Source organism: Mycolicibacterium pallens, from assembly GCF_019456675.1.
In the GTDB taxonomy this organism is placed as follows: domain Bacteria; phylum Actinomycetota; class Actinomycetes; order Mycobacteriales; family Mycobacteriaceae; genus Mycobacterium; species Mycobacterium crocinum.
This window is the reverse complement of record NZ_CP080333.1, coordinates 3,889,954-3,911,787: the sequence shown is the minus strand read 5'-3', so window position 1 is coordinate 3,911,787 and position 21,834 is coordinate 3,889,954. Positions and strand designations below refer to the sequence as shown.

Here is a 21,834-nt window from a genome sequence, read left to right as displayed (position 1 = left end):
CCATGCCCCCTGCCAGCAATGAAGCTGATGGCATGACCTCGACGACCGCCTCAGCCCTGCACCTGCTCACCACCGCGGACGGGATCGCGAACCCCTATCCGCTCTACGAGCAACTGCGGGATGCCTCCCCGGTGGCGGGCTATCAGGACTGGCCGCCGGGCACGGTGCCCGGTGCCGACGAACCGGTCACCGCGTGGGCGCTGTTCCGCTATGACCAGGTGCTCGCGGCGGCCCGCGACAGCGAGACGTTCTCCTCGCGCGACCCGATCCAGGAGGCGTCGTCGGCTCCGAGCCTGATGCTGGTGAACACCGACGCGCCCGCGCATACCGCCGAACGCAAGCTGGTCAGCCAGGCGTTCTCGCCGCGGCGCATTCGGCGGCTCGAGGACTGGCTGGATCAGTTGGTTCCGCGTCTGCTCGCCGACTTCGACGACCGCACCGGCGGCGACGGCGATCGCGATGTCATGGAGTTCGCCGACGAGGTGCCCACCCGGGCGATGGTGCGGCTGCTCGGTCTGCCCGAGGGTGACCATGTCCGGTTCAAGAACTGGGCCAATGCGTTCATGCTCTCGTCGACGATGAGCGCTGAGGAACGGATGGCCAGCAACTTCGAGATGGTGACCGCGTTCACCGAACGAGTGACGGAAAAGCTTGCCCGCGTGGATGATTCACAAGATATCGAGGACGCCGAAGACCTCATCTCGGCGCTGTTGCGCGCCGAACTGGACGGTCAGCGGCTGACTCCGGAACAGGTGGTGCGGTTCTGCGTGACGCTCGTGGTGGCCGGCAGCGAGACAACCACCTATCTGATCGGCAGCGTCCTGCATGCGATGGCACGCGAACCTGCGGTCACCGCCCGGCTGCGGGCCGACCGCTCGCTGCTGAGCACCTTTATCGAGGAGGTCGCGCGGCTCACCGGGCCCAACCGGTTGTTCCGGATCGCGACCCGCGACGTCGAGATCGACGGCGCCACGATCCGCAAAGGGGAGTGGGTGGCGTTGTTCTTCGGATCGGCCAATCATGACCCGGCCGTGTTCGACGATCCCGAGCGGCTGGACCTGGACCGGCCCAATATCCGTCAGCACCTGGCCTTCGGTCACGGCCTGCATTTCTGCCTCGGGGCGCCGCTGGCCCGGCTGGAGGTGCTCGCGATCGTCAACGCGGTGCTGGACCGCTATTCGGTGATCGGCCTGTCCGAGGAGCCCGGCGAGCGCCAGACCGCCAGCCTGCTGACCCACGGCTTCGTCCGCCTGCCGCTGCAGCTGACCCGATGACCATCACTGAAAGCGCCAATATCGCGACCACCAGGGCCATTTACGCCGCGGTCCCGGCCGGCGACCTCGACACCGCGCTGCGCCATCTGGATCCGGACATCCGCATCACCTACTACGGCAGTGACGCCATTCCCTACGCCGGGGACTACCGGGGCATCGCGGAGGCAACCGAGTTCTTCAGGACGGTCGGTGCTCACATCGACATTGTGGCGATGGAGCCGTGGCTGTTCATCGGCGATGGCGACAACCTGGCGGTCTGGGGACACCAGAAGTTCCGTCGGCCGGCGACCGGACACACCTGGGAATCGGAGTTTGCCCACATCATCACGCTGCGCGACGGTAAGTGGCTGCACTTCCGGGACTTCATGAACTCGGCGCTGACCCATCAGGCGTTCGCTCAGAGTGTGGGTTAACCAGTGGGAGGCGTGCCGTTCGGGCGGTAAACTGGGGCTTCAGTTGTAACCGGAACCCAGGAAGCAGGCTTCGAAGACCACGTGACGCCCCGCGAGACGACCGCTGCTCGCCCTGATGACAGCCAGGTGCGCAGCAGCATGACTGTTCCGCCCGACCTCGTCGTGGGCCTGCTGGGTTCCGCTGACGAAAACCTGCGCGCCCTCGAACGCAGCCTCTCGGCCGATGTGCATGTCCGGGGAAACACCGTCACCATCTCCGGTGACGCGGCCGACGTGGCGATGGCCGAGCGGGTTCTGTCCGAACTCATCGCGATTGTGGCCGGCGGTCAGACGCTGTCCCCGGACGCGGTGCGCCGCAGCGTCGGAATGATGGCCGGCGCCGACAACGAGTCGCCGGCCGAGGTGCTGACGCTGGACATCCTGTCGCGGCGCGGCAAGACGATTCGGCCCAAGACCCTCAACCAGAAGCGTTACGTCGACGCCATCGATGCGCACACGATCGTGTTCGGCATCGGACCGGCCGGCACCGGCAAGACCTACCTGGCCATGGCGAAGGCGGTCCACGCGCTACAGACCAAGCAGGTCACCCGCATCATCCTGACCCGCCCCGCGGTGGAAGCCGGTGAGCGCCTTGGCTTTCTGCCCGGCACGCTGACCGAGAAGATCGATCCCTATCTGCGGCCGCTCTACGACGCGCTGCACGACATGATGGATCCGGCGGCCATCCCAAACCTGTTGAGCGCCGGGGTGATTGAGGTTGCCCCGCTGGCCTTCATGCGCGGCCGCTCGCTCAATGACGCGTTCATCATCCTCGACGAGGCGCAGAACACCACCGCCGAGCAGATGAAGATGTTCCTCACCCGCCTCGGCTTCGGCTCCAAGATGGTCGTCACCGGTGACGTCACGCAGGTCGACCTGCCCGGCGGCGCCAAGTCCGGTCTGCGCGCGGCGATGGACATCCTCGACGGCATCGCCGACATTCACTTCGCCGAGCTCACCAGCGCCGACGTGGTGCGCCACCGGTTGGTCTCGGAGATCGTCGACGCCTACGCGAAAGCCGAGCAGCCCGCGCTGATGAACCGTTCCCAACGACGCTCGACGCGGCGGTAGGGACGCCCCAGACATGACTATCGAGGTATCCAACGAATCCGGCCTCGACGTTTCCGAAGAGGAACTGATCAGCGTCGCGCGCTTCGTGATCCGCCGCATGGACGTCAACCCGGCCGCCGAACTGTCGATGGTGCTGCTGGACACCAACGCGATGGCCGACCTGCACATGCGATGGATGGATCTGCCCGGCCCCACCGACGTGATGAGCTTTCCGATGGACGAGCTCGAGCCCGGCGGCCGCCCGGACGCGCCCGAACCGGGGCCGTCGATGCTCGGCGACATCGTGTTGTGCCCGCAGTTCGCCGCCGACCAGGCCGCCTCCGCCGGGCACAGCCTCGGTCAGGAGCTGGCGCTGCTGACGGTGCACGGGGTGCTGCACCTGCTCGGCTACGACCACGCGGAGCCGGACGAGGAAAAGGAAATGTTCGACCTGCAACGCAAGCTCCTCGAAGAGTGGGTGGCCGAGCAGGTCGAGGCCTATCACCAGGATCGGCAGAACGAGAAGGACCGGCGGCTGCTCGACAAGTCGCGGTATTTCGACCAACCGTGACCGGATGGAGTGCGCTGCTCGGCGCGATCGCGCTGATTGCGCTGGGCGGGCTGTTCGCCGCGATCGACGCCGCGATCAGCACCGTGTCGATCGCGCGGGTCGAGGAGCTGGTGCGCGACGAGCGCCCCGGCGCGCTGCGCCTGGCCAGGATCATGGCCGAGCGGCCGCGCTACATCAATCTCGTTGTGCTGCTGCGTATTGCGTGCGAGGCCGCCGCGACCGTGCTGTTGGTCGCCTTCCTGTGGGATGACCTCGGGCTGAAGTGGGGGCTGGTGGTGGCGGCAGCGATCATGACGGTCGCCAGCTTCGTCGCGATGGGCGTCGGACCGCGGACCATCGGCAGGCAGAACGCCTACACCATCGCCTTGACGTCGGCAGTTCCGCTGCAAGCCATTTCAGTGCTGCTCACTCCGATCAGCCGGCTGCTGATCGTGCTCGGTAATGCGCTCACCCCGGGTCGCGGTTTCCGCAATGGACCGTTCGCGTCCGAGATCGAGCTGCGTGAGGTGGTCGACCTGGCGCAGCAGCGTGGTGTGGTGGCCGACGACGAACGCCGGATGATCCAGTCGGTGTTCGAACTCGGCGACACCGCGGCGCGTGAGGTCATGGTGCCGCGCACCGAGATGGTGTGGATCGAGAACGACAAGTCCGCCAGCCAGGCGACATCGTTGGCGGTGCGCAGTGGCTACTCGCGCATCCCGGTGATCGGCGAGAACGTCGATGATGTCGTCGGCGTTGTCTATCTCAAAGACCTTGTGCAGCGCACTTACTATTCGTCGGACAGCGGTCGCGGCACCAAGGTCGCTGACATCATGCGCCCGGCGGTGTTCGTCCCGGACTCCAAACCGCTCGACGAGCTGCTGCGCGAAATGCAGCGCGACCGCAATCACATGGCCCTGCTGGTCGACGAGTACGGCGCAATCGCGGGCCTGGTCACCATCGAAGACGTCCTGGAGGAGATCGTCGGCGAGATCGCCGACGAGTACGACACCCGCGAGGTGGCGCCGGTCGAAGAATTGGGCGACAACAAGTTCCGGGTGTCGGCGCGCTTGCCGATTCAGGACGTCGGCGAGCTTTATGACGTCGAGTTCGAAGAGGACCTCGACGTCGACACCGTCGGTGGTCTGCTTGCCCTCGAGCTCGGCAGGGTGCCGCTGCCCGGGGCCGAGGTGGTCTCCCATGGGCTGCGGCTGCAGGCTGAGGGCGGCCGGGATCACCGGGGACGGCTGCGCATCGGCACCGTGCTGGTCAGCCGGATCGAGCCGGAAGGAAGCGACGAGGATGAGTGACGCGGCTGCGATAAGCGAATTCCGTTCTGGCTTCGTCTGTCTGGTCGGCAGGCCCAACACCGGGAAGTCGACGTTGACCAACGCTCTGGTCGGCACCAAGGTGGCGATCACCTCCAACCGTCCGCAGACCACCCGGCACACGATCCGCGGCATCGTGCACCGCCCGGAGTTTCAGATCGTGTTGGTCGACACCCCGGGCCTGCATCGCCCGCGCACCCTGCTGGGTAAGCGGCTCAACGACCTGGTCCGCGACACCTACTCCGAAGTCGACGTCATCGGGCTGTGCATTCCCGCCGACGAGAACATCGGGCCCGGCGACCGCTGGATCTACGAACAGATCCGCGAGGTGGCGCCGCGCACCACGCTCGTCGTCATCGTCACCAAGATCGACAAGGTGGCCAAGGACCGGGTGGCCGCGCAGCTGATCGCCGTCCACGAACTGGTCGGCGACACCGCGGCCGAGATCGTCCCGGTGTCGGCGACGCGAGGCGACCAAGTCGACGTCCTGATCGACGTGCTGGCCGGTCAATTGCCGCCCGGCCCGGCCTTTTATCCCGACGGCGAGCTCACCGACGAACCCGAAGAAGTGCTGATGGCCGAGCTCATCCGCGAGGCCGCGTTGGAAGGTGTGCGCGACGAATTGCCGCACTCGCTGGCGGTGGTGATCGAGGAGATCGAGGAGCGCCCCGACCGGGATGATCTGATCGATGTGCATGCCGTGCTGTATGTCGAGCGGGACAGCCAGAAGGGCATCGTCATCGGTAAGGGCGGGGCCCGGCTCAAAGAGGTTGGGACGGTGGCCCGTACGCAGATCGAGAAGCTGCTCGGCACCAAGGTGTACCTCGATCTGCGGGTCAAGATCGCCAAGAATTGGCAGCGTGACCCCAAACAGCTTGGCCGGCTTGGGTTTTAGAGGTTAGAGCTTAAACCCGCTCTGCCGTTCGAAGTCAGCGAGATCGAAGTAGTCGCTGAACCGGACGATCTTGCGGCCGTCGTTCATCGTGAAGTAGTCGCTGCGCTCGACGAGCACCAGACCGGGTTCGGCGGCCAGCGTGACGATGTCGAGCTTGGCCTCGGCGAACGCGTCCAGGAACGCGCGAAAGATTGCGCGGATACCGGCGATTCCGGTGATCGGTGCGACGGGCACATTGTGGTAGACCGCGTCGTCGGCGAATGCCTCACAGATGACGTCGAGGTCGCGGTCCTCCCAGGACCCGAGAAGTCCTACCAACGCACCCGTGTGCCGACAATTACCCGTAATGGCTATTTATTGGTGATCGGTCGGCACCGGGGTGTTCCACCAGATCTCGGGTTGCTTGTTGGCCCAGCCGTTGATGGCCTCCAGCTCGGCGGCCAGTGAGATCAGCAGCGGCTCGCTATTGGCCGGGCCCATCAGCTGTACCCCGATCGGCAGGCCGTCGGAGGTGAAACCGGCCGGGACGCTGATCGACGGCCAGCCCAACAGATTCCACGGGAACGTGACCGGGCAGGCGGCGATCATCGCGCGGTCGGTGCCCATCGGTCCTAGGCTGTCGAACCTGCGCGCCGGGGGCGGAGGCTGCGCAGTCGTCGGCGCGAGCACGACGTCGACGGAGCGGAAGATCTCTCCGACGCGGCGGTGCAGCCTGGGTTCGCTGGCCCGGGCGTGGCGCAACATCGATCCCGACAACAGCCGGCCGATCCGCATGTTGGACTCGGTCCGCGGATCGAAGGTGACGTCCTCGCCGAGCCGCTCGGCCCAGTCCAGCAGCCCGGCGGTGGAGCGGGGCAGGAACGTCAGCGGCAGCCGCAGCCCGTAGTTGGGGTTGCCCGCCATCACGGTGTGGCCGAGCATGCCGAGCTGTTCGGCGACCCCGCTCAGCGCGACGCGGATCTCCGGATGCAACTTGGCGCCGAAGAACGTGAACGGAAACCGGGTGGACAGCGCGATCTTCAGCGGCCCCTGGGCGGCGCCGACAGAGTCCGACATCAGCACCGGCGGCGGCTTGAACGGGTCGTCCTCGTGGTTGCCCGACACGGCGTCGAGGAGCAGCGCCGCGTCGGCCACCGTGCGGGCCAGCACCCCATTGACGGTGATGCCGTTGAACGGGTCGTGCACCGGCCAGGTGGAGATGCGGCCACGCTGCGGCTTGATGCCGACCAGGTGGGTCCAGGCGGCGGGCACCCGGACGCTGCCCGCGCCGTCGGAACCGATGGCCGCGGGGACCAGGCCTGCGGCGACCGCGGCGGCGCTGCCGCCCGAGGAGCCGCCCGGAGTGTGCTTGCGCGACCACGGATTACGGGTGTGCCCGAAGGCCGGTCCGCTGGTGAACGGCCACTGTCCGAGTTCGCAGCAGTTCGTCTTGCCGACGATGACCGCGCCCGCCTCCCGTAGCCGACGTACCATCTCGGCGTCCTCGGTGGCGGGCCGGATGCGTCCGGCGGTTCCGAAGGAGGTCGGCACCCCGGCGATGTCGACGTCGTCCTTGACCGCGATGGGGATGCCCAGCAGGGGCGCCTGTTCACCGGCGGCGCGGCGGCGGTCTGCGTCGGCGGCCTCGGCGAGCGCGGACTCGGTGAGTACCACCCGGAAGGCGTTGAGGGTGGACTGGCTCGCGGTGATCGCGCGCAATGACCGGCGGACCAGTTCGGCGGACGTGACCGTGCCGCTGGCCAACTGATAGAGCTGCTCACCGATGGTCGGAAACCGCGGCGGCCTGCCCAAACTCCCGTGAGCTGTCATGGCGACGTCGAGACTAACGGCGCGCGTCCGTGCTTATGTCGCAATGCGGTGGGAAACTCGTCAGATGCGGCTGTATCGGGATCGGGCGGTCGTGCTGCGCCAGCACAAGCTCGGTGAAGCCGACCGCATTGTCACCTTGCTGACCCGCGACCACGGCCTGGTCCGCGCGGTTGCCAAGGGTGTGCGCCGTACCCGCAGCAAATTCGGTTCCCGGCTGGAGCCGTTCGCCCACATCGACGTCCAGCTGCACCCCGGTCGCAACCTGGACATCGTCACCCAGGTGGTGTCGATCGACGCCTTCGCCACCGACATTGTCAGCGACTACGGCCGCTACACCAGCGCCTGCGCGGTGCTGGAGACCGCCGAACGGCTGGCCGGCGAGGAACGTGCTCCGGCGCCGGCACTGCACCGGCTCACGGTCGGGGCGTTGCGTGCGGTGGCCGACGGCACCCGCAGCCGCGAACTGGTCCTGGACGCCTACCTGTTGCGGGCCATGGGGATCGCCGGCTGGGCGCCGTCGCTGACCGAATGTGCCCGCTGCGCGGCGCCGGGCCCGCACCGCGCATTCCACATCGCCGCTGGTGGCAGCGTCTGTATGCATTGCCGTCCGTCCGGCTCGACGACGCCGCCGCAGGCCGTGCTGGATCTGATGGCGGCGCTGCACGACGGCGACTGGGAGCTCGCGGAGGCCTCGACGCCGTCGCACCGCAGCCACGCCAGCGGCTTGGTGGCTGCGCATCTGCAGTGGCATCTGGAACGCCAGCTGCGCACCTTGCCGCTGGTGGAGCGGGTCTACCGGCGGGCCGCTGACCACGGGATGGAGAGGTTCAGGCAGGATGAGCCATATGGCGATGAACCGGGTGACCAGCTCGTGGCGGGGGGCTGAGCGCAGGCGGAAAGAGACCTTTCCGCAGCTGCCCCCGGCGCCCGACGATTACCCGATGTTCCCGGACACCTCTGTGTGGCCGGTCGTGTTTCCCGAGCTGCCGCCCGCGCCGGACGGCGGGCCGCGCCGGCCGCCCCAGCACACCTCCAAGGCCGTGCCGCCGTCGATCCCGGCCGCCCAGATGCCCAAGCACGTGGCCGTCGTGATGGACGGCAACGGGCGATGGGCCACGCAGCGCGGGTTGAGCCGCACCGAGGGCCACAAGATGGGTGAGGCGGTGCTGATTGACATCACTTGTGGAGCCATCGAGATCGGTATCCAGCATCTGTCGGTGTATGCGTTCTCCACCGAGAACTGGCGGCGCAGTACCGAAGAGGTGCGGTTCCTGATGGGCTTCAACCGCGAGGTGGTGCGCCGGCGCCGCGAAAACCTGGACGCCATGGGCGTCAACATGCGCTGGGTGGGGTCGCGGGCGCGGATGTGGCGCAGCGTGATCAAGGAATTCGACATCGCCGAGAACATGACCGTCGGCAACGACGTCATCACTGTGAACTACTGCGTGAACTACGGCGGCCGGGCCGAAATCGCCGAAGCGGCAAAACAAATCGCGCGCGATGCGGTGGCGGGCCGGGTCGACCCGGAACGGGTGAACGAGGCCACGATCGCCGAGCACCTGCACCGGCCCGACATTCCCGACGTCGACCTGTTCATCAGGACGTCGGGGGAGCAGCGGGCGAGCAACTTCATGCTGTGGCAGTCCGCGTACGCCGAGTACGTCTTCCAGGACAAGCTCTGGCCCGATTACGACCGGCGCGATCTGTGGGCGGCATGCGAGGAGTACGCCGAACGCAACCGGCGCTTCGGCCGGGCCTGAGATGGGACTCGACGCACGGCTGGCCGAGGCGTTGAGCGCGGTCCTGCCCGTCGAGGTGGAGGCCGACGGCGCGCTGACGGTGCGCTACGAAGGCACGTTCGCCTCGCTGCGCGTGGTCACGATCGCCGAGGACATCGAGATGGTGTCGGTGACGCAGGTGCTGGCCTGGGATCTGCCGCTGAACGCCGGCTTGCGTAAACGTGTTGCCGCACAAGCACAGTCGACGATGCTGGGGACCGTGACGTTGGTCGAGTCCGGCAAGAAGGGCGACGTGATGCTGCGCTACAACTTTCCCGGCGACGGCCTGGCCGACGGGGCGCTGCAGACGCTGGTGTTGATGGTGCTGGCCGGCGGGGCCGATGCCCGCCGCGCGCTCGTCGACTAGGCGCGTCCCCTCGCCCAAACCGACGTTTCGCAGCGAAAGTTCGAGTGGATCGCGACAAAACGTCGATCTCGGCGACGAGCCCGCGCACTGCCCGGGGCGACGGCGGTTAATCAGATGTGAGTTCCACCGATACCTGGATTGGGCAGCGCGGGAAGTGACCGTGCTTTCTCCCTTGCTGTAGCGCGGGCATGCTTCAGCCTCGCGTGAAATGGGTTGCGGTTGTTCTTATCCAAGTTGAGCGGAAGATCAAGCGTCTCCAACAGGTGGTCCTCTAGGAGCCAGGGTTGGGCAATCGGGTACCACGATACGAAAGCGTTTGCGGCCATCCATCGAGACAGATCCTGTTCGCCAGCTCCGAAGTGAAGACGCGCCCCCGAGCCGTACAGTCGCAACTCGATAGCCAGGCGGTCCGCCAACAGGCAGCCGAGGGTGAGGCGCAGCGTCGATCGAGCGGCATTACCGGTGTAATGGGTTCGAATCCGTTTGTGGAGCGTCTGCTTACTGGGGCTTCGTCCGCTCCGTGGCGGCGCTTGCGGGCTGATGCCCGCGTAGAGAAGGGTTAGTCCGTCACGAGACTGGCAGTCTGCGATATCGATGTCGGCTGGCAGCTCCCGAAACCACCACCCATACACCCCAGGGGCAGGCTCCACGAGGGGTGACTTCGCCAAGACGTCTGCGCGGCTGTGGATATTCGCGGCCAGGTAGCGTGCGACGTCATCTGAGGTGGGCACGCTTCGATACTGCAGGACGCAACGGGCATGCGCGTTGAGTGAGCAACCACGTTTCACGCCACTCGCACGTTGTCTGCGTCAACGCTCACTCAATGTGTACAGCTCAGTCGCGGCACTGTCCGCAGGTGCCGAACAGCTCGATGGTATGGCTGACATTCGAAAAGCCGTGTTGCTCAGCCACTTCCGCGGCCCAGGCCTCGACCTCACGGCCGCTGACCTCCACCGCCGCACCGCAACTGCGGCACACCAGATGGTGATGGTGGTCGTTCCCGGCGCAGCGGCGGTAGACCGACTCGCCGGTGTCGGTGCGCACCATGTCGACCAGGTCGGCCGCCGACAGCGACTGCAGTGTGCGGTACACCGTGGTCAGTCCGATGTTCTCGCCGCGGCGGCGCAGCTCGTCATGCAATTCCTGAGCCGAGCGGAACTCGTCGACGGTGTCGAGCAACGCGATGATCGCCGCCCGCTGGCGGGTGGCGCGTACGCCGCCGGCGCCGGCGCGAGGACGAGTGTCGGCGCCGGTCACGGGTGTTCCTCGCCGGCGTGGTCGATGGCGGCGACGATGATCTCGGCCAGGTGTTCGTCGACCAGCCGATACATCACCTCGCGCCCGGACCGTTCGCCGGCCACCACCCCGGCGGCCTTCAGGATTCGCAGGTGCTGGCTGACCAGCGGCTGCGGGACGTCGAGGACGTCGACGAGTTCATGCACGCAGCGCTGAGATTCCCGCAGTTGCAGCACAATCGCGATGCGCACCGGCGCGGCCAGCGCGCGCAACAGCTCACCGGCGCGTTCGAGGAGGGCGGCGTGGTCGGTGGCGGTGGTCATGCAACACCTCCACGCTATTGGAAACGATTTCCACTTGCCGCTCCACTTTTCCATGCACGATCACGCATGTCAAAAGTTGCTTCGGTGGGTCGTTAGGCTGTATGGCTGTTGTCCGCCAACAGACAGGAGTGGCCCCACCGTGGCGTCCGTCATCGATTCCGTCGTCAACCTGGCCAAGCGTCGCGGTTTGGTCTATCCAGCCGGCGAGATCTACGGCGGGACCAAGTCGGCCTGGGACTACGGGCCGCTGGGTGTGGAGCTCAAGGAGAACATCAAGCGCCAGTGGTGGCGCTCGGTGGTGACCGGCCGCGACGACGTCGTCGGCCTGGACAGCTCAATCATCCTGCCGCGCGAGGTGTGGGTGGCCTCCGGCCACGTCGAGGTGTTCAACGACCCGCTCATCGAGTGCCTGAACTGCCACAAGCGGCATCGCCAGGATCACCTCCAGGAGGCGTACGCCGAGAAGAAGGGCATCGACGATCCCGAATCGGTCGCGATGACCGAGATCGTCTGCCCCGACTGCGGCACCAAAGGCCAGTGGACCGAGCCGCGCGAATTCAACATGATGCTCAAGACCTACCTCGGTCCGATCGAGTCCGAGGAAGGCCTGCACTACCTGCGGCCCGAGACCGCGCAGGGCATCTTCGTGAACTTCGCCAACGTGGTCACGACGTCGCGCAAGAAGCCGCCGTTCGGCATCGGCCAGATCGGCAAGAGCTTCCGCAACGAGATCACCCCGGGCAACTTCATCTTCCGCACCCGCGAGTTCGAGCAGATGGAGATGGAGTTCTTCGTCGAGCCGGCCAGTGCACCCGAGTGGCACCAGTACTGGATCGACACGCGGCTGCAGTGGTACATCGACCTCGGCATCAATCGCGACAACCTGCGCCTCTTCGTGCATCCCCAGGAGAAGCTGTCGCACTACTCGGCGGGCACCACCGACATCGAGTACAAGTTCGGCTTCCAGGGCAACCCGTGGGGTGAGCTCGAAGGCATCGCCAACCGCACCGATTTCGACCTCAAGACGCACTCGCAGCATTCCGGCACCGACCTGTCGTTCTACGACCAGGCCGCCGACACCCGCTACATCCCGTATGTCATCGAACCCGCTGCGGGACTTACCCGTTCGTTCATGGCGTTCCTCGTCGACGCCTACGCCGAGGACGAGGCGCCCAACGCCAAGGGCGGGGTGGACAAGCGCACGGTGCTGCGGCTGGACCCGCGGCTGGCGCCCGTGAAGGCCGCGGTGCTGCCGCTATCCCGGCACGCCGACCTCAGCCCCAAGGCCAAGGACCTCGCCGCGGAGTTGCGCAAGAACTGGAACATCGAGTTCGACGACGCCGGCGCGATCGGCCGCCGCTACCGTCGCCAGGACGAGATCGGAACGCCGTACTGCGTGACCGTCGACTTCGACACCCTCGAGGATCACGCGGTCACCGTGCGCGAGCGCGACCAGATGACCCAGGAGCGCATCGGCATCGACTCGGTGGTCGACTACCTGGCCACCAGGCTGAAGGGTTAGAAGCGGCCGCCGCCGCCCAGCATCCCGCCGCCGTCGCCGCCCGAGGATCCGCCGAACGTCGTCGACGACCACCCGCCGCCGCTCCAACCGCCGCCGAAGCCGCCGCGCATACCGCCGGACAAGATGTTGCCGAGGATGATGCCGCCGATCACGGCGCCCATGTTCGACGAAGCGCCAACGCCGCCATAGTGATTCATATACGTCCGCTGGGCGTTCTGCACGTCGGTGTTGGCCAGCTGCTGAGCCTGCGCGGCCAACATCGACGCGCCGTTGGCATGGGCGATCGCCTCGGTGACGTTGGTCTTGCGCTTGGCCTGTGCGGCTTCTAGTTGTCGCACTGCCTCGTTGAGGCGGGTGCGGGCCTCGGGCCCGACGCTGCCGCGGCGGGTGTCGATGTAGTCCGACACCGACCGCACCCGCGATTGCGCGGTGAACAGCGCCTGGTCGTAGGACCGGCCCAGCCGCTCGGCGTTCTCGCGTTCCTCGGCGACGGTGGCCAACAGCCGGTCCAGGTCCGCGTCGGCCTGGGTCAGCTGGGTGAACGCCCCCAGCGGGTCTGCCGACCCGTCGGTCTGCGCGGCGGTGACCGCCTTGACCGCGGCGTCGCGGGCCGCGGTCAGCTCGGCGGCATTGGACAGCCCGCCCTGGGTCAACTGGGCGACGGCCTGATTGATGCCCTGCTGAGTGTCAGCGATCGCCGCGGGCAGGGTGGCGACGGCGCGCCTGATGTCGCTGGCCGCACTGTCGACTGCGTCGAGCATCGAATTTGCTTGCTGCAGGGCGGCTTCTGCGCCGCGCACGCAGTCGACCAATTCGCTCTGCTCGCCGGCGACCGGCTTGGCCACCAGCTCGCGGGCCCGGCTGATCGAATGGTCGGCGAAGTCCAGCCGCTCCTTGGCGGCGCCGACGTTGCGGGCCACCGAGGCCAGCGCCGACTCGGCGAACTCGGTATGCAGCTGGGTCAGCGTCTGCTGGGCGGGATCGATGCGGGCGCTGACATCGACCAGCTTCTGGGTGAGTGCGTCGAGCCGGTCGGGGGCGTTGATGACGAGATCGCGCAATTGGTGGAACGCCTGGTTCTGGGCTTCCAGCTCGCGGTTGGCCCGGGCTGCGGCAACGATCACCCGGGTCAGCAGATCGCGGCGCTGGGCCGGCGTCTCGGGAACCGCGTCGTCGAGTTGCTGACGCACGTTGAACGCCTGCTGCAGCGTGGCTTTGGCGTTGTCGACGGCACGGGTGAACGGTTGCGTCTGCTGGTCGCCGAATTCCTCTGTCGCCAAGACCAATTCGTTGGAGCTGGTGCGTACGGCGTTGTCGACGTCGACGACGATCGAGCGGGACAGATCGTCGAGGGCGTCGAGCGGAACCGACGCCAGGGCATTGGGGTCGGTGGGGTCCACCCGCTTGGCGGCGGCAACCTCGGCTTCGTGGCGCTTACGGCGGCGCCGGCGGCTCCACAACAGCAGCACCACGACCGCCAGCACGATGACCGCCAGAATGATGACCAGCGGCAGCAGCGAGAACCCGCCGACACCGCCGGTGTTCTTCGCCGCCAATCCGTCGGCCGCCGCAACCGCCGCACCGGCCCAGTCGCCGCTGTGTAGCGCGGGCTCGATCTTGTCGTGACGCAGGTCGTCGATCTTGGCGCCGCCGGCCGCTGCGCTGGGCACCAGGAAGGCGTACGAGCGTTGCGACGTCGCGACCGCCAGGATCGCGTCCTGATCGCTCAGATCGCTGGCCAGCCGGGTTTCCTCGGTCCAGCCGACGGCGGACTTGGGTGCGAACGAGTCGACGAAAACCACCCACAGCCGGACGTGCCGGTCGCGGTAGAGCGTGTCGACGGCGGCCTGCACATTGGCGATCTGGCCGCCACTCAGGACGCCGGAGTTGTCGGTGACGTAGTCGGGCAGCCGAAACGGCGGCTCGGCCGTGGCGGCCGGTGCCACCAGAGCGGCGGTCGTCAGGATGGCCACGAGCAGGCTGAGCAGACGAGCGAGGCGCATGACCGTCAAATGTAGTAGGGCCGGTGCTGGCAGACTGTGCGTCGGTGACGACGAATGAGCACGGCCACTACGACGAGGCCGACCGTGAGCGGGTGGTGCACGAGCCGCCGAAGACTGCCGGGCTGCCCGGTACGTCGACGGAGCATCGCACCGACTTCGCTCGCGACCGTGCACGCGTGCTGCACTGTGCCGCTCTTCGCCGGCTGGCGGACAAGACTCAGGTGGTCGGCCCGCGGGAGAGCGAGAACCCCCGCACCCGGCTCACACATTCGCTCGAGGTGGCCCAGATCGGGCGGGGGATGGCGCTGCCGCTGGGGTGCGATCCCGACCTCGTCGACATGGCCGGCCTGGCCCACGACATCGGGCATCCGCCGTACGGCCACAACGGCGAGCGCGCGCTCGACGAGTTCGCCGCCGCCTGCGGCGGCTTCGAGGGCAACGCCCAGAACTTCCGCATCCTCACCCGTATCGAGCCGAAAGTACTTGACGCACAAGGGCGTAGCGTCGGCCTGAACCTGACGCGGGCGGGGCTCGACGCCGTCACCAAGTATCCGTGGTTCCGCGAGCCCGGCGTGCGTAAGTTCGGCTTCTACGAAGACGACCGGACGCTGGCCGAGTGGGTGCGCGGCGCGGCGCCCTCGCGCCGCCCGTGCCTGGAATCCCAGGTGATGGACTGGGCCGACGACGTGGCGTACTCCGTGCACGACGTCGAGGACGGTGTGGTGTCCGGCCGCATCGACCTGCGGGTGCTGGCCGATGCCGATGCCGCCGCCGCGCTGGGCACGCTGGGGGAGTCGACCACGGTCGCGGCCGCCGAGCTGGAAGCCGCCGCGCAGCGGTTGTCCGAGCTGCCGGTGGTGGCCGGCGTCGGCAAGTACGACGGGACGCTGGCGGCATCGGTGGCGCTCAAGCGGCTGACCAGTGAGCTGGTGGGCCGGTTCGCCTCGGCGGCGGTCCGCCTGACCCACGAGGTGGCCGGGCCGCAGCCGCTGGTCCGCTACCAGGCCGATCTGCAGGTGCCCGCGACGGTCCGCGCCGAGGTGGCACTGCTCAAGACGTTGGCGCTGCAGTTCATCATGTCCGACCCGCGGCACCTCGAACTGCAGGCGCGGCAACGGGAACGGATCCACCGGGTGGCGACGTGGCTGCTCGATGGCGCGCCCGCGACACTGGATCCGGTGTTCGCCCCGGAGTTCACCGCGGCCGCCGATGACGCCGCCCGGATGCGCGTCGTCGTCGACCAGCTCGCGTCCTTCACCGAGGGTCGGGTGGAGCGCATCGACGCGCACATCGCCGACGCCCGCGAGTCCTAGACTGTGCCGATGACGACAGCGGTGAGCGGAGGTGGGGACCGAAAGGGCCGCATCCCCGAACGCGATATCGCCGCGATCCGCGACCAGGTCCGCATCGAAGACGTCGTCGGCGACTACGTTCAGCTGCGTCGGGCCGGCGCCGACTCGATGAAGGGCCTGTGTCCGTTCCACGACGAGAAGTCGCCGTCATTCCATGTGCGCCCGAACCACGGGCACTTCCACTGCTTCGGCTGCGGCGAGGGCGGCGACGTCTACGCGTTCATCCAGAAGATCGAACACGTCAGCTTCGTCGAAGCCGTCGAGGTCCTCGCGGATCGGATCGGCTACACCGTCAGCTACAGCGGCGGCGGCACAAGCGTCCAGCGTGACCGCGGCAGCCGCAGCCGGCTGATCGCCGCCAACGCCGCCGCGCAGGAGTTCTACGCTGCCGCACTGGAATCCGAGGAAGCCGCACCGGCGCGGCAGTACCTGACCGAGCGCAATTTCGATGCCGCCGCGGCCCGCCAGTTCGGCTGCGGCTTCGCGCCCTCGGGCTGGGATTCGTTGACCAAGCATCTGATCCGCAAGGGCTTCGAGTTCAAGGAACTCGAAGCGGCCGGACTGTCGCGGGAGGGCCGCCGCGGCCCGATCGACCGGTTCCACCGCAGGCTGCTGTGGCCGATCCGGACCGCCAGCGGCGAGACCGTCGGATTCGGTGCGCGCCGCATCTTCCCCGATGATCAGATCGAGGCGAAGTACGTCAACACCCCCGAGACCGTGCTCTACAAGAAGTCCAACGTGTTGTTCGGCATCGATCTGGCCAAGCGGGACATCGCCAAGGGTCATCAGGCCGTTGTCGTCGAGGGCTACACCGACGTGATGGCCATGCATCTGGCCGGCGTCACCACCGCGGTCGCCTCGTGCGGCACGGCGTTCGGCGACGAGCACCTGTCGATGCTGCGGCGGCTGATGATGGACGACAAGTTCTTCCGCGGCGAGCTGATCTACGTCTTCGACGGCGACGCGGCCGGGCGCGCGGCCGCGCTCAAGGCGTTCGCGGGGGAGCAGAACCTCGCCGGGCAGAGCTTCGTGGCGGTGGCCGCCGACGGCATGGACCCGTGCGATCTGCGGTTGGCGCAGGGCGACGGCGCGCTGCGCGATCTGGTGGCGCGGCGCACACCGCTGTTCGAGTTCGCGATCCGCACCGCCTTGGCCGAGCACGACCTGGACTCCGCCGAGGGCCGGGTCGCGGCGCTGCGGCGCTGCGTGCCGATGGTCGCCCAGATCAAGGACCCGACACTGCGCGACGAATACGCCCGTCAGCTCGCCGGCTGGGTGGGATGGGACGACGTCGCCCAGGTGATCGCCCGAGTTCGTGAGGAAGCCGGTCACAAGCCGGCCGGCCGGGACAACCGGCGCGCGGCGCGCCCCAAGGCCGCGGACGCCGGGGCTCGCCGACCCGACCCGCGGGACCCGACGCTGTGGCCGCAGCGCGAGGCGCTCAAGGCCGCACTGCAGTACCCGGCGCTGTCCGGACCGGTATTCGATTCACTGACCGTCGAGAGCTTCACCCATCCCGGATACGCCGCGGTGCGCACCGCGATCGAAGCGGCCGGCGGGACGTCCTCGGGCGTCATCGGTGCCCAGTGGATCGACAAGGTGCGCGAACAGGCCGGCGCGCCGCTGACCGAAGGTCTGATCACCGAGCTCGGTGTGGAGACGATTCGGGTCGACGAGGAGGAGAAACTGCCCCGCTACATCGGCGGTGTGCTCGCCCGGCTGCAGGAGGTCTGGGTGGGCCGGCAGGTCGCCGAGGTCAAGTCCAAGCTGCAGCGGATGTCGCCGGTTGAGCAGGGCGACGAGTATCACGCGCTGTTCGGCGACCTGGTGGCGCTGGAGGCGTATCGGCGCAGCCTGCTGGAACAGGCCAGCGGCGACGACCTCACTGCGTGAAAACTGCCATCGGGTTATGGTTAACGTGCTGCCTGTCTCCGGCGAAAGGTCAGATATGACTACCGCGAACACTCGTGCCCGGCGTATCGCCACCTTCGGTGCGCTTGCCGTGGCTGCGGCGGCGGTGCCGGCCCTGGCCGCACTGGAGGCTCCGACGGCTTCGGCGAATCCCGGCGGCACCTGCCTGGCCTGGTTCGGTTCGCGCGGCGACGGCCAGTGCCTGTCGTACTCGAACAACAACGTGAGCATCGGCACGCCGCAGTTCGGCGTCTACGGTCCCGACGCGGGCTCGATGCCCGGTGGTGGTATCGGTGTCAGCACGGGCCCGCTGCTGCCGGGTCAGACCATCAGCATCCCGCTGGGCTAATTCCTGGGTCGAGATCGACCTGAGGGCTGTGAATCCGCGCGATTTGACGACCGTCAGGTCGATTTCGTCGTGTCTACTTCTCCGACCGCTGTGGTTCCACCACGGTGGTGTTCGCGTCGATCTCGGTGAGTGTGACCATTTTGGGGTCCGGGTCCGGTGATACCCGGTCGGCGAGTTTGCGGCGTCCGGCGTCGATCACGGTTTTCGTGGCGGGATTGTCAGTGATGGCTCGATACGTGCCGACGATCTGCTCATAGCGCTTGCGGCCGGCCTTGGTGCCCAACACGTAACCAACGCCGAGCACGGCCAAATACTGAATCACTGCGTTCCCTTCCTGAAAGCTCGCCTCCCCATCCTGCCTGACGTACCTGTGTTGGCGCTCGCCCGCCGGTTTGGCATCCGGAGTCCCCGGTAAGCTAGAGTCACTCTCCGGCCCGCAACAGCGCAAGAGCGCTCACGTGGGCAGCAGATAGTCCCCTGTAGCTCAATTGGCAGAGCTTCCGACTGTTAATCGGACGGTTGATGGTTCGAGTCCATCCGGGGGAGCAAGGACTGTCACAGGCTGAATAGTTGATTCGGCCTCGGAACCGTTGCTTGCCAACCAAATTCGCGGTCCAGGCGGGTCCGCATGGTATCGGCCGGCTGGGGTTCACCGTGCACCACGAACACCTCTCGCGGCGGCGTAGTGAAGCCGGAGGCCCAGCGGATGAGCTCGTCGGCGTCGGCGTGCGCGGACAACATCGCGAGGTTGGCCACCTGGGCTTTGATCGGGACCCATTCGCCGTAGATCCTGACGTAGCGCTGGCCGGCGGCAATGGCTGCACCGCGGGTACCCGGCACCTGGTAGCCGGTCACCATGATCGTGTTCCGCGGATCGGGTGCGAACGCCTTCAAATGGTGCAGAATCCTGCCGCCGGTGGCCATCCCGCTGGCCGAGATCACGATCTTCGGTGCACGGCTGGCCGAGATCTGCATCGACTGCTCGGGTTCGCGGGTGTACGTCACCATGGCGCACATCGCCTCGTAGACCTGCGGGCGCAGGCGGTGGTCATCGCGATAAGTGCCCAATAGGTCGCTCGCGTTGATCGCCATCGGGCTGTCCAGGTACACCGGGATGTCCGGCAGCCGGCCCGCGGAGCGCAGCTGCCACAGGTAGTAGAGCAGCGTCTGAGCCCGACCCACCGCGAACGCCGGTATCACCACGGTGCCGCCACGCGCCACCGTCGCGTCGATGACGTCGGCGAGGGCGTCGGCGGGGTCGGCTCGATCGTGCAGGCGATCCCCGTAGGTCGACTCCATCACCAGGTAGTCGGCGGCGGTCACCGGGTCGGGATCGAGCATGATCGGGTCGTCGTAGCGCCCCAAGTCTCCGGTGAACACGATGCTGCGGCCGTGCCACCGCACCTCGACCGTCGCCGCCCCCAGAATGTGTCCGGCTCGGCGGAATGTGACCGCAGGCCCGTCGTCGGGCGCAGCGAACTCGCTGCCGAACGGATGGGTATCGAACAGCTCCATCGCCCGTCGGGCGTCCTCGCTGTCATACAGCGGCAGCGCGGGATGGTGCTTGGTGGCCTTGTGCTTGTTGAGGAAGGCGGCGTCTCGCTCCTGCAGGTAGGCGCTGTCCCGCAGGATGATCTCGGCGACGGCGGCGGTGGCGGGGGTGGACAGGATCGGCCCGCTGAAGCCGTCGCGCACCAACCGTGGCAGGTAACCGGTGTGATCGAGGTGAGCGTGGGTCACGATCACCGCATCGATGCTCGACGGGTCGACCGCCAGAGGTTCCCAGTTCAGCTCGCGCAAGTTCTTCACGCCCTGAAACAGCCCGCAGTCCACCAGGATTCGCTTGCCGCCGGCTTCCAACAGGTGTTTGGATCCGGTGACCGTGCCGGCTGCGCCAAGGCTGCGCAAGCTGAGTTCAACGTCGTGCGATCGGCTCTCACCAGGCATGACGTCAGTCTCTCAGAGACACCGCCGGTTCCGAGATGATGACGGGTCACGCAAGGTGGTGACTTGTGGCCCTGGTGCGCGCCGTTCGCTGAGACGCCGTCAGAGCCACAGATACACACCGGACAGCAGAGCCCACAACGCGACGCAGTACACCTCGAAGGCCACCCGCAGCGGGATCGGTGCGTGCCGCAACTCCATGAAGTCCAGGCCGACCAGTCGCACCTTGATCGCGGCGATGGCCAGCACCGCGACCGCGACCAAAGACCCGGTGCCGTGGTCGGCGCCCAGGGCGAACGATGCCAGCGTGGCGGCCACCAGAATCAGCCAGCTCACGCCGGCGCGGTTACGCATCAAGGCCAGCATCAGCTCACCAGGTACAGGAGTGGGAACAGGACAATCCACAGCAGGTCGACCAGATGCCAGAAGCAGCCGCCGCCCTCGATCACCGCCAGCCGGGTCGCCGACAGCTCGGTGCGCCGCGTCTGGGTCAGCATCAACACCAGCACCAGGATGCCGATGCAGACGTGCAGCAGGTGCAACCCGGTGAGGATGAAGTAATACAGGTAGAAGTGGTTGACGCCCGCGGTGTGCCCGTCCTGAACCAGCAGGACGTACTCGGTCACCTTCAGCGCCACGAACACCACGCCGCAGCCGGCCGCGGTCACCAGGGCCTGCGCGGCAGTGGAGCGCAAACCGGTGCGCAGCGCGCCGATCGCCGCCACCACGAACAGCGAGCTGGTCAGCAGCACCAGGGTGTTGACCAGCCCGATGTTGACGTGCAGCGTCTTGCGGGCTGCGTCGAAAACCTCTGGCGCTTTTGATCTTTCGACCATGAACGTCGCGAAGAACGCCGCGAATACCAGCATGTCGCCCAGCAGGAAGACCCACGTGCCCGCTTCGCCCGGGATACGACGGCCGGTAGTGGCTGAGGCCGCCGTCATGCGTGTTCGGCGCGCTGCTGAGCCTTGATGCCGCGGTTGAGCACATAGGTGGTGGCGAACAGCCACACCACCAACGCGAAACCGGGGATGTAGAACGCGAACACCCCGTGCCAGGCCAGCGGCCCGTCGTTGAACACCACCACCACACACCCCGGCAGCGACAGGAGTGCCACCCACAGGTTGAGGTAGCCGTACCAGCGTGGGAACGTCTGCGGTTCGGTCTTGTCGATGAACGACGCGATCGCCAGCGTGATGTTCTGCACGATGATCGTGCCGACGATGCCGATGAACATCAGCCAGAACACATCGTTGAGCGCCTGCGTGATCTCCGGTGACCTGCCCTCGGGGCGGAACGCCGCGGCCGCCAGCACCAGGAACGGAAACAGCAGTGCGGGAACGAAAATCGTCGCCGCGAACAACTGCGTCATCGAGAGCATGCCCCACTGCCCTTCGATCCGGCGGATGCGCAGCACGATGGTCGCCAGGAACGGCAGCGCGATCACCGAGGTGAGCAGACAGCCGGCGATGCCGATGCGGATCCAGATCTTGTGGTCGACGAAGAACTCGGTGACTTCCGTCGGCGACCACACCGGCGAGATCGGCGGGAACAGCCGCGCCAATCCCGACATGCAGGTGCCGTACAGCAGGATCATGATCGTTCCGCACCACGCGCCGATGCGCTGCAGCCTGAGCTCCACGGCGGCGACGTTACCGCCTCAAACCCGCTGTTTTGTCAAAATTGTCAAA

Annotated in this window: 24 protein-coding genes and 1 tRNA gene; 14 read left to right on the top strand and 11 right to left on the bottom strand. The window is 67.1% G+C overall.

Going from position 1 to position 21,834, the window contains the following annotated elements; genetic code table 11:
- The first annotated feature begins 32 nt into the window (after window positions 1-32).
- From K0O64_RS19190 to era, 6 genes are all read left to right on the top strand, one after another.
- A complete protein-coding gene (locus K0O64_RS19190) occupies window positions 33-1,274 on the top strand; it encodes a cytochrome P450 (RefSeq protein ID WP_071943220.1) in 1,242 nt (413 codons plus the stop codon).
- Window positions 1,271-1,687, top strand: coding sequence for a nuclear transport factor 2 family protein (locus K0O64_RS19185; protein ID WP_071943222.1), 417 nt, complete (start codon window positions 1,271-1,273; stop codon window positions 1,685-1,687). Before K0O64_RS19190 ends, K0O64_RS19185 begins: the two co-directional genes overlap by 4 nt.
- Before the next feature lie 81 nt (window positions 1,688-1,768).
- Window positions 1,769-2,797, top strand: a complete 1,029-nt coding sequence (locus K0O64_RS19180) for a PhoH family protein (RefSeq protein ID WP_071943224.1) — start codon at window positions 1,769-1,771, stop codon at window positions 2,795-2,797.
- Between the two features lie 13 nt (window positions 2,798-2,810).
- Window positions 2,811-3,347, top strand: a complete 537-nt coding sequence (gene ybeY / locus K0O64_RS19175; RefSeq protein WP_071943226.1) for an rRNA maturation RNase YbeY — start codon at window positions 2,811-2,813, stop codon at window positions 3,345-3,347.
- On the top strand, window positions 3,344-4,636 hold the full coding sequence (locus tag K0O64_RS19170) for a hemolysin family protein (protein WP_071943228.1): 1,293 nt from the start codon (window positions 3,344-3,346) through the stop codon (window positions 4,634-4,636). The genes ybeY and K0O64_RS19170 overlap by 4 nt, the downstream gene beginning before the upstream one ends.
- 10 nt (window positions 4,637-4,646) lie before the next feature.
- A complete protein-coding gene (era, locus tag K0O64_RS19165) occupies window positions 4,647-5,549 on the top strand; it encodes a GTPase Era (protein WP_220046511.1) in 903 nt (300 codons plus the stop codon).
- A 3-nt stretch (window positions 5,550-5,552) separates the two neighbouring features.
- On the opposite strand, the gene K0O64_RS19160 is transcribed toward era, so the two are convergent.
- Together K0O64_RS19160 and K0O64_RS19155 are read right to left on the bottom strand one after the other, a co-directional pair.
- On the bottom strand, window positions 5,553-5,867 hold the full coding sequence (locus tag K0O64_RS19160; RefSeq protein ID WP_225933484.1) for a nuclear transport factor 2 family protein: 315 nt from the start codon (window positions 5,865-5,867) through the stop codon (window positions 5,553-5,555).
- A 36-nt stretch (window positions 5,868-5,903) separates the two neighbouring features.
- Window positions 5,904-7,358 carry an amidase gene (locus K0O64_RS19155; RefSeq protein ID WP_220045665.1) on the bottom strand — a complete coding sequence of 485 codons (1,455 nt, stop codon included), beginning with the start codon at window positions 7,356-7,358 and terminating at the stop codon, window positions 5,904-5,906.
- Between the two features lie 64 nt (window positions 7,359-7,422).
- On the opposite strand from K0O64_RS19155, the gene recO reads away from it, so the two are divergent.
- Genes recO through K0O64_RS19140 form a run of 3 tightly spaced genes read left to right on the top strand, consistent with a single transcriptional unit; the run spans window position 7,423 to window position 9,503 of the window.
- A complete protein-coding gene (gene recO / locus K0O64_RS19150; RefSeq protein ID WP_220045664.1) occupies window positions 7,423-8,244 on the top strand; it encodes a DNA repair protein RecO in 822 nt (273 codons plus the stop codon).
- Window positions 8,204-9,118, top strand: coding sequence for a decaprenyl diphosphate synthase (locus K0O64_RS19145; protein WP_220046510.1), 915 nt, complete (start codon window positions 8,204-8,206; stop codon window positions 9,116-9,118). The genes recO and K0O64_RS19145 overlap by 41 nt, the downstream gene beginning before the upstream one ends.
- Before the next feature lies 1 nt (window position 9,119).
- Window positions 9,120-9,503 (top strand): hypothetical protein, encoded by a 384-nt coding sequence (locus K0O64_RS19140; protein ID WP_220045663.1) that lies wholly within the window; start codon window positions 9,120-9,122, stop codon window positions 9,501-9,503.
- Window positions 9,504-9,613: 110 nt separating this feature from the next.
- Here the strand turns inward: K0O64_RS19140 and K0O64_RS30315 are convergent, their stop codons facing one another.
- The 3 genes from K0O64_RS30315 to K0O64_RS19130 all read right to left on the bottom strand — a co-directional run bounded on the left by K0O64_RS30315 (window position 9,614) and on the right by K0O64_RS19130 (window position 11,062).
- Complete coding sequence (locus tag K0O64_RS30315; protein ID WP_344791261.1) at window positions 9,614-10,135, bottom strand: GIY-YIG nuclease family protein; 522 nt, start codon at window positions 10,133-10,135, stop codon at window positions 9,614-9,616.
- A gap of 202 nt (window positions 10,136-10,337) precedes the next feature.
- Window positions 10,338-10,760 (bottom strand): Fur family transcriptional regulator, encoded by a 423-nt coding sequence (locus K0O64_RS19135; protein ID WP_220045662.1) that lies wholly within the window; start codon window positions 10,758-10,760, stop codon window positions 10,338-10,340.
- On the bottom strand, window positions 10,757-11,062 hold the full coding sequence (locus K0O64_RS19130; protein WP_220045661.1) for an ArsR/SmtB family transcription factor: 306 nt from the start codon (window positions 11,060-11,062) through the stop codon (window positions 10,757-10,759). The genes K0O64_RS19135 and K0O64_RS19130 overlap by 4 nt, the downstream gene beginning before the upstream one ends.
- A 139-nt stretch (window positions 11,063-11,201) precedes the next feature.
- Between K0O64_RS19130 and K0O64_RS19125 the strand changes: the two genes are divergently transcribed.
- A complete protein-coding gene (locus K0O64_RS19125) occupies window positions 11,202-12,584 on the top strand; it encodes a glycine--tRNA ligase (protein WP_220045660.1) in 1,383 nt (460 codons plus the stop codon).
- On the opposite strand, the gene K0O64_RS19120 is transcribed toward K0O64_RS19125, so the two are convergent.
- Complete coding sequence (locus K0O64_RS19120) at window positions 12,581-14,587, bottom strand: TPM domain-containing protein (protein ID WP_096311779.1); 2,007 nt, start codon at window positions 14,585-14,587, stop codon at window positions 12,581-12,583. The genes K0O64_RS19125 and K0O64_RS19120 overlap by 4 nt on opposite strands.
- Before the next feature lie 44 nt (window positions 14,588-14,631).
- Between K0O64_RS19120 and K0O64_RS19115 the strand changes: the two genes are divergently transcribed.
- From K0O64_RS19115 to K0O64_RS19105, 3 genes are read left to right on the top strand one after another with little or no spacing between them, the layout of a single operon-like run.
- Window positions 14,632-15,900, top strand: coding sequence for a deoxyguanosinetriphosphate triphosphohydrolase (locus K0O64_RS19115; RefSeq protein ID WP_071949711.1), 1,269 nt, complete (start codon window positions 14,632-14,634; stop codon window positions 15,898-15,900).
- A gap of 9 nt (window positions 15,901-15,909) precedes the next feature.
- The gene (gene dnaG, locus K0O64_RS19110; protein WP_071949712.1) at window positions 15,910-17,832 is read left to right on the top strand and encodes a DNA primase; all 1,923 of its coding nucleotides are present in this window, start codon (window positions 15,910-15,912) and stop codon (window positions 17,830-17,832) included.
- Between the two features lie 55 nt (window positions 17,833-17,887).
- Window positions 17,888-18,199: a DUF7155 family protein gene (locus K0O64_RS19105; protein ID WP_071943250.1), complete on the top strand. Its 312-nt coding sequence runs from the start codon at window positions 17,888-17,890 to the stop codon at window positions 18,197-18,199.
- Between the two features lie 73 nt (window positions 18,200-18,272).
- Here K0O64_RS19105 and K0O64_RS19100 read toward each other — a convergent pair whose 3' ends face one another.
- Entirely contained in the window at window positions 18,273-18,521 is a 249-nt protein-coding gene (locus K0O64_RS19100; RefSeq protein WP_036344477.1) for a hypothetical protein, read from the bottom strand.
- A gap of 151 nt (window positions 18,522-18,672) precedes the next feature.
- Here K0O64_RS19100 and K0O64_RS19095 point away from each other — a divergent pair.
- Window positions 18,673-18,745, top strand: a tRNA-Asn gene (locus K0O64_RS19095).
- Between the two features lie 9 nt (window positions 18,746-18,754).
- Here the strand turns inward: K0O64_RS19095 and K0O64_RS19090 are convergent.
- The 4 genes from K0O64_RS19090 to K0O64_RS19075 all read right to left on the bottom strand — a co-directional run bounded on the left by K0O64_RS19090 (window position 18,755) and on the right by K0O64_RS19075 (window position 21,740).
- Window positions 18,755-20,146 carry an MBL fold metallo-hydrolase RNA specificity domain-containing protein gene (locus K0O64_RS19090; protein ID WP_096311777.1) on the bottom strand — a complete coding sequence of 464 codons (1,392 nt, stop codon included), beginning with the start codon at window positions 20,144-20,146 and terminating at the stop codon, window positions 18,755-18,757.
- A gap of 99 nt (window positions 20,147-20,245) precedes the next feature.
- Complete coding sequence (locus K0O64_RS19085) at window positions 20,246-20,509, bottom strand: cytochrome C oxidase subunit IV family protein (protein ID WP_071943254.1); 264 nt, start codon at window positions 20,507-20,509, stop codon at window positions 20,246-20,248.
- On the bottom strand, window positions 20,509-21,087 hold the full coding sequence (locus tag K0O64_RS19080; RefSeq protein ID WP_096311776.1) for a cytochrome c oxidase subunit 3: 579 nt from the start codon (window positions 21,085-21,087) through the stop codon (window positions 20,509-20,511). Before K0O64_RS19080 ends, K0O64_RS19085 begins: the two co-directional genes overlap by 1 nt.
- Window positions 21,084-21,740 carry a hypothetical protein gene (locus tag K0O64_RS19075; protein WP_220046509.1) on the bottom strand — a complete coding sequence of 219 codons (657 nt, stop codon included), beginning with the start codon at window positions 21,738-21,740 and terminating at the stop codon, window positions 21,084-21,086. The genes K0O64_RS19080 and K0O64_RS19075 overlap by 4 nt, the downstream gene beginning before the upstream one ends.
- Window positions 21,741-21,834: the final 94 nt, after the last annotated feature.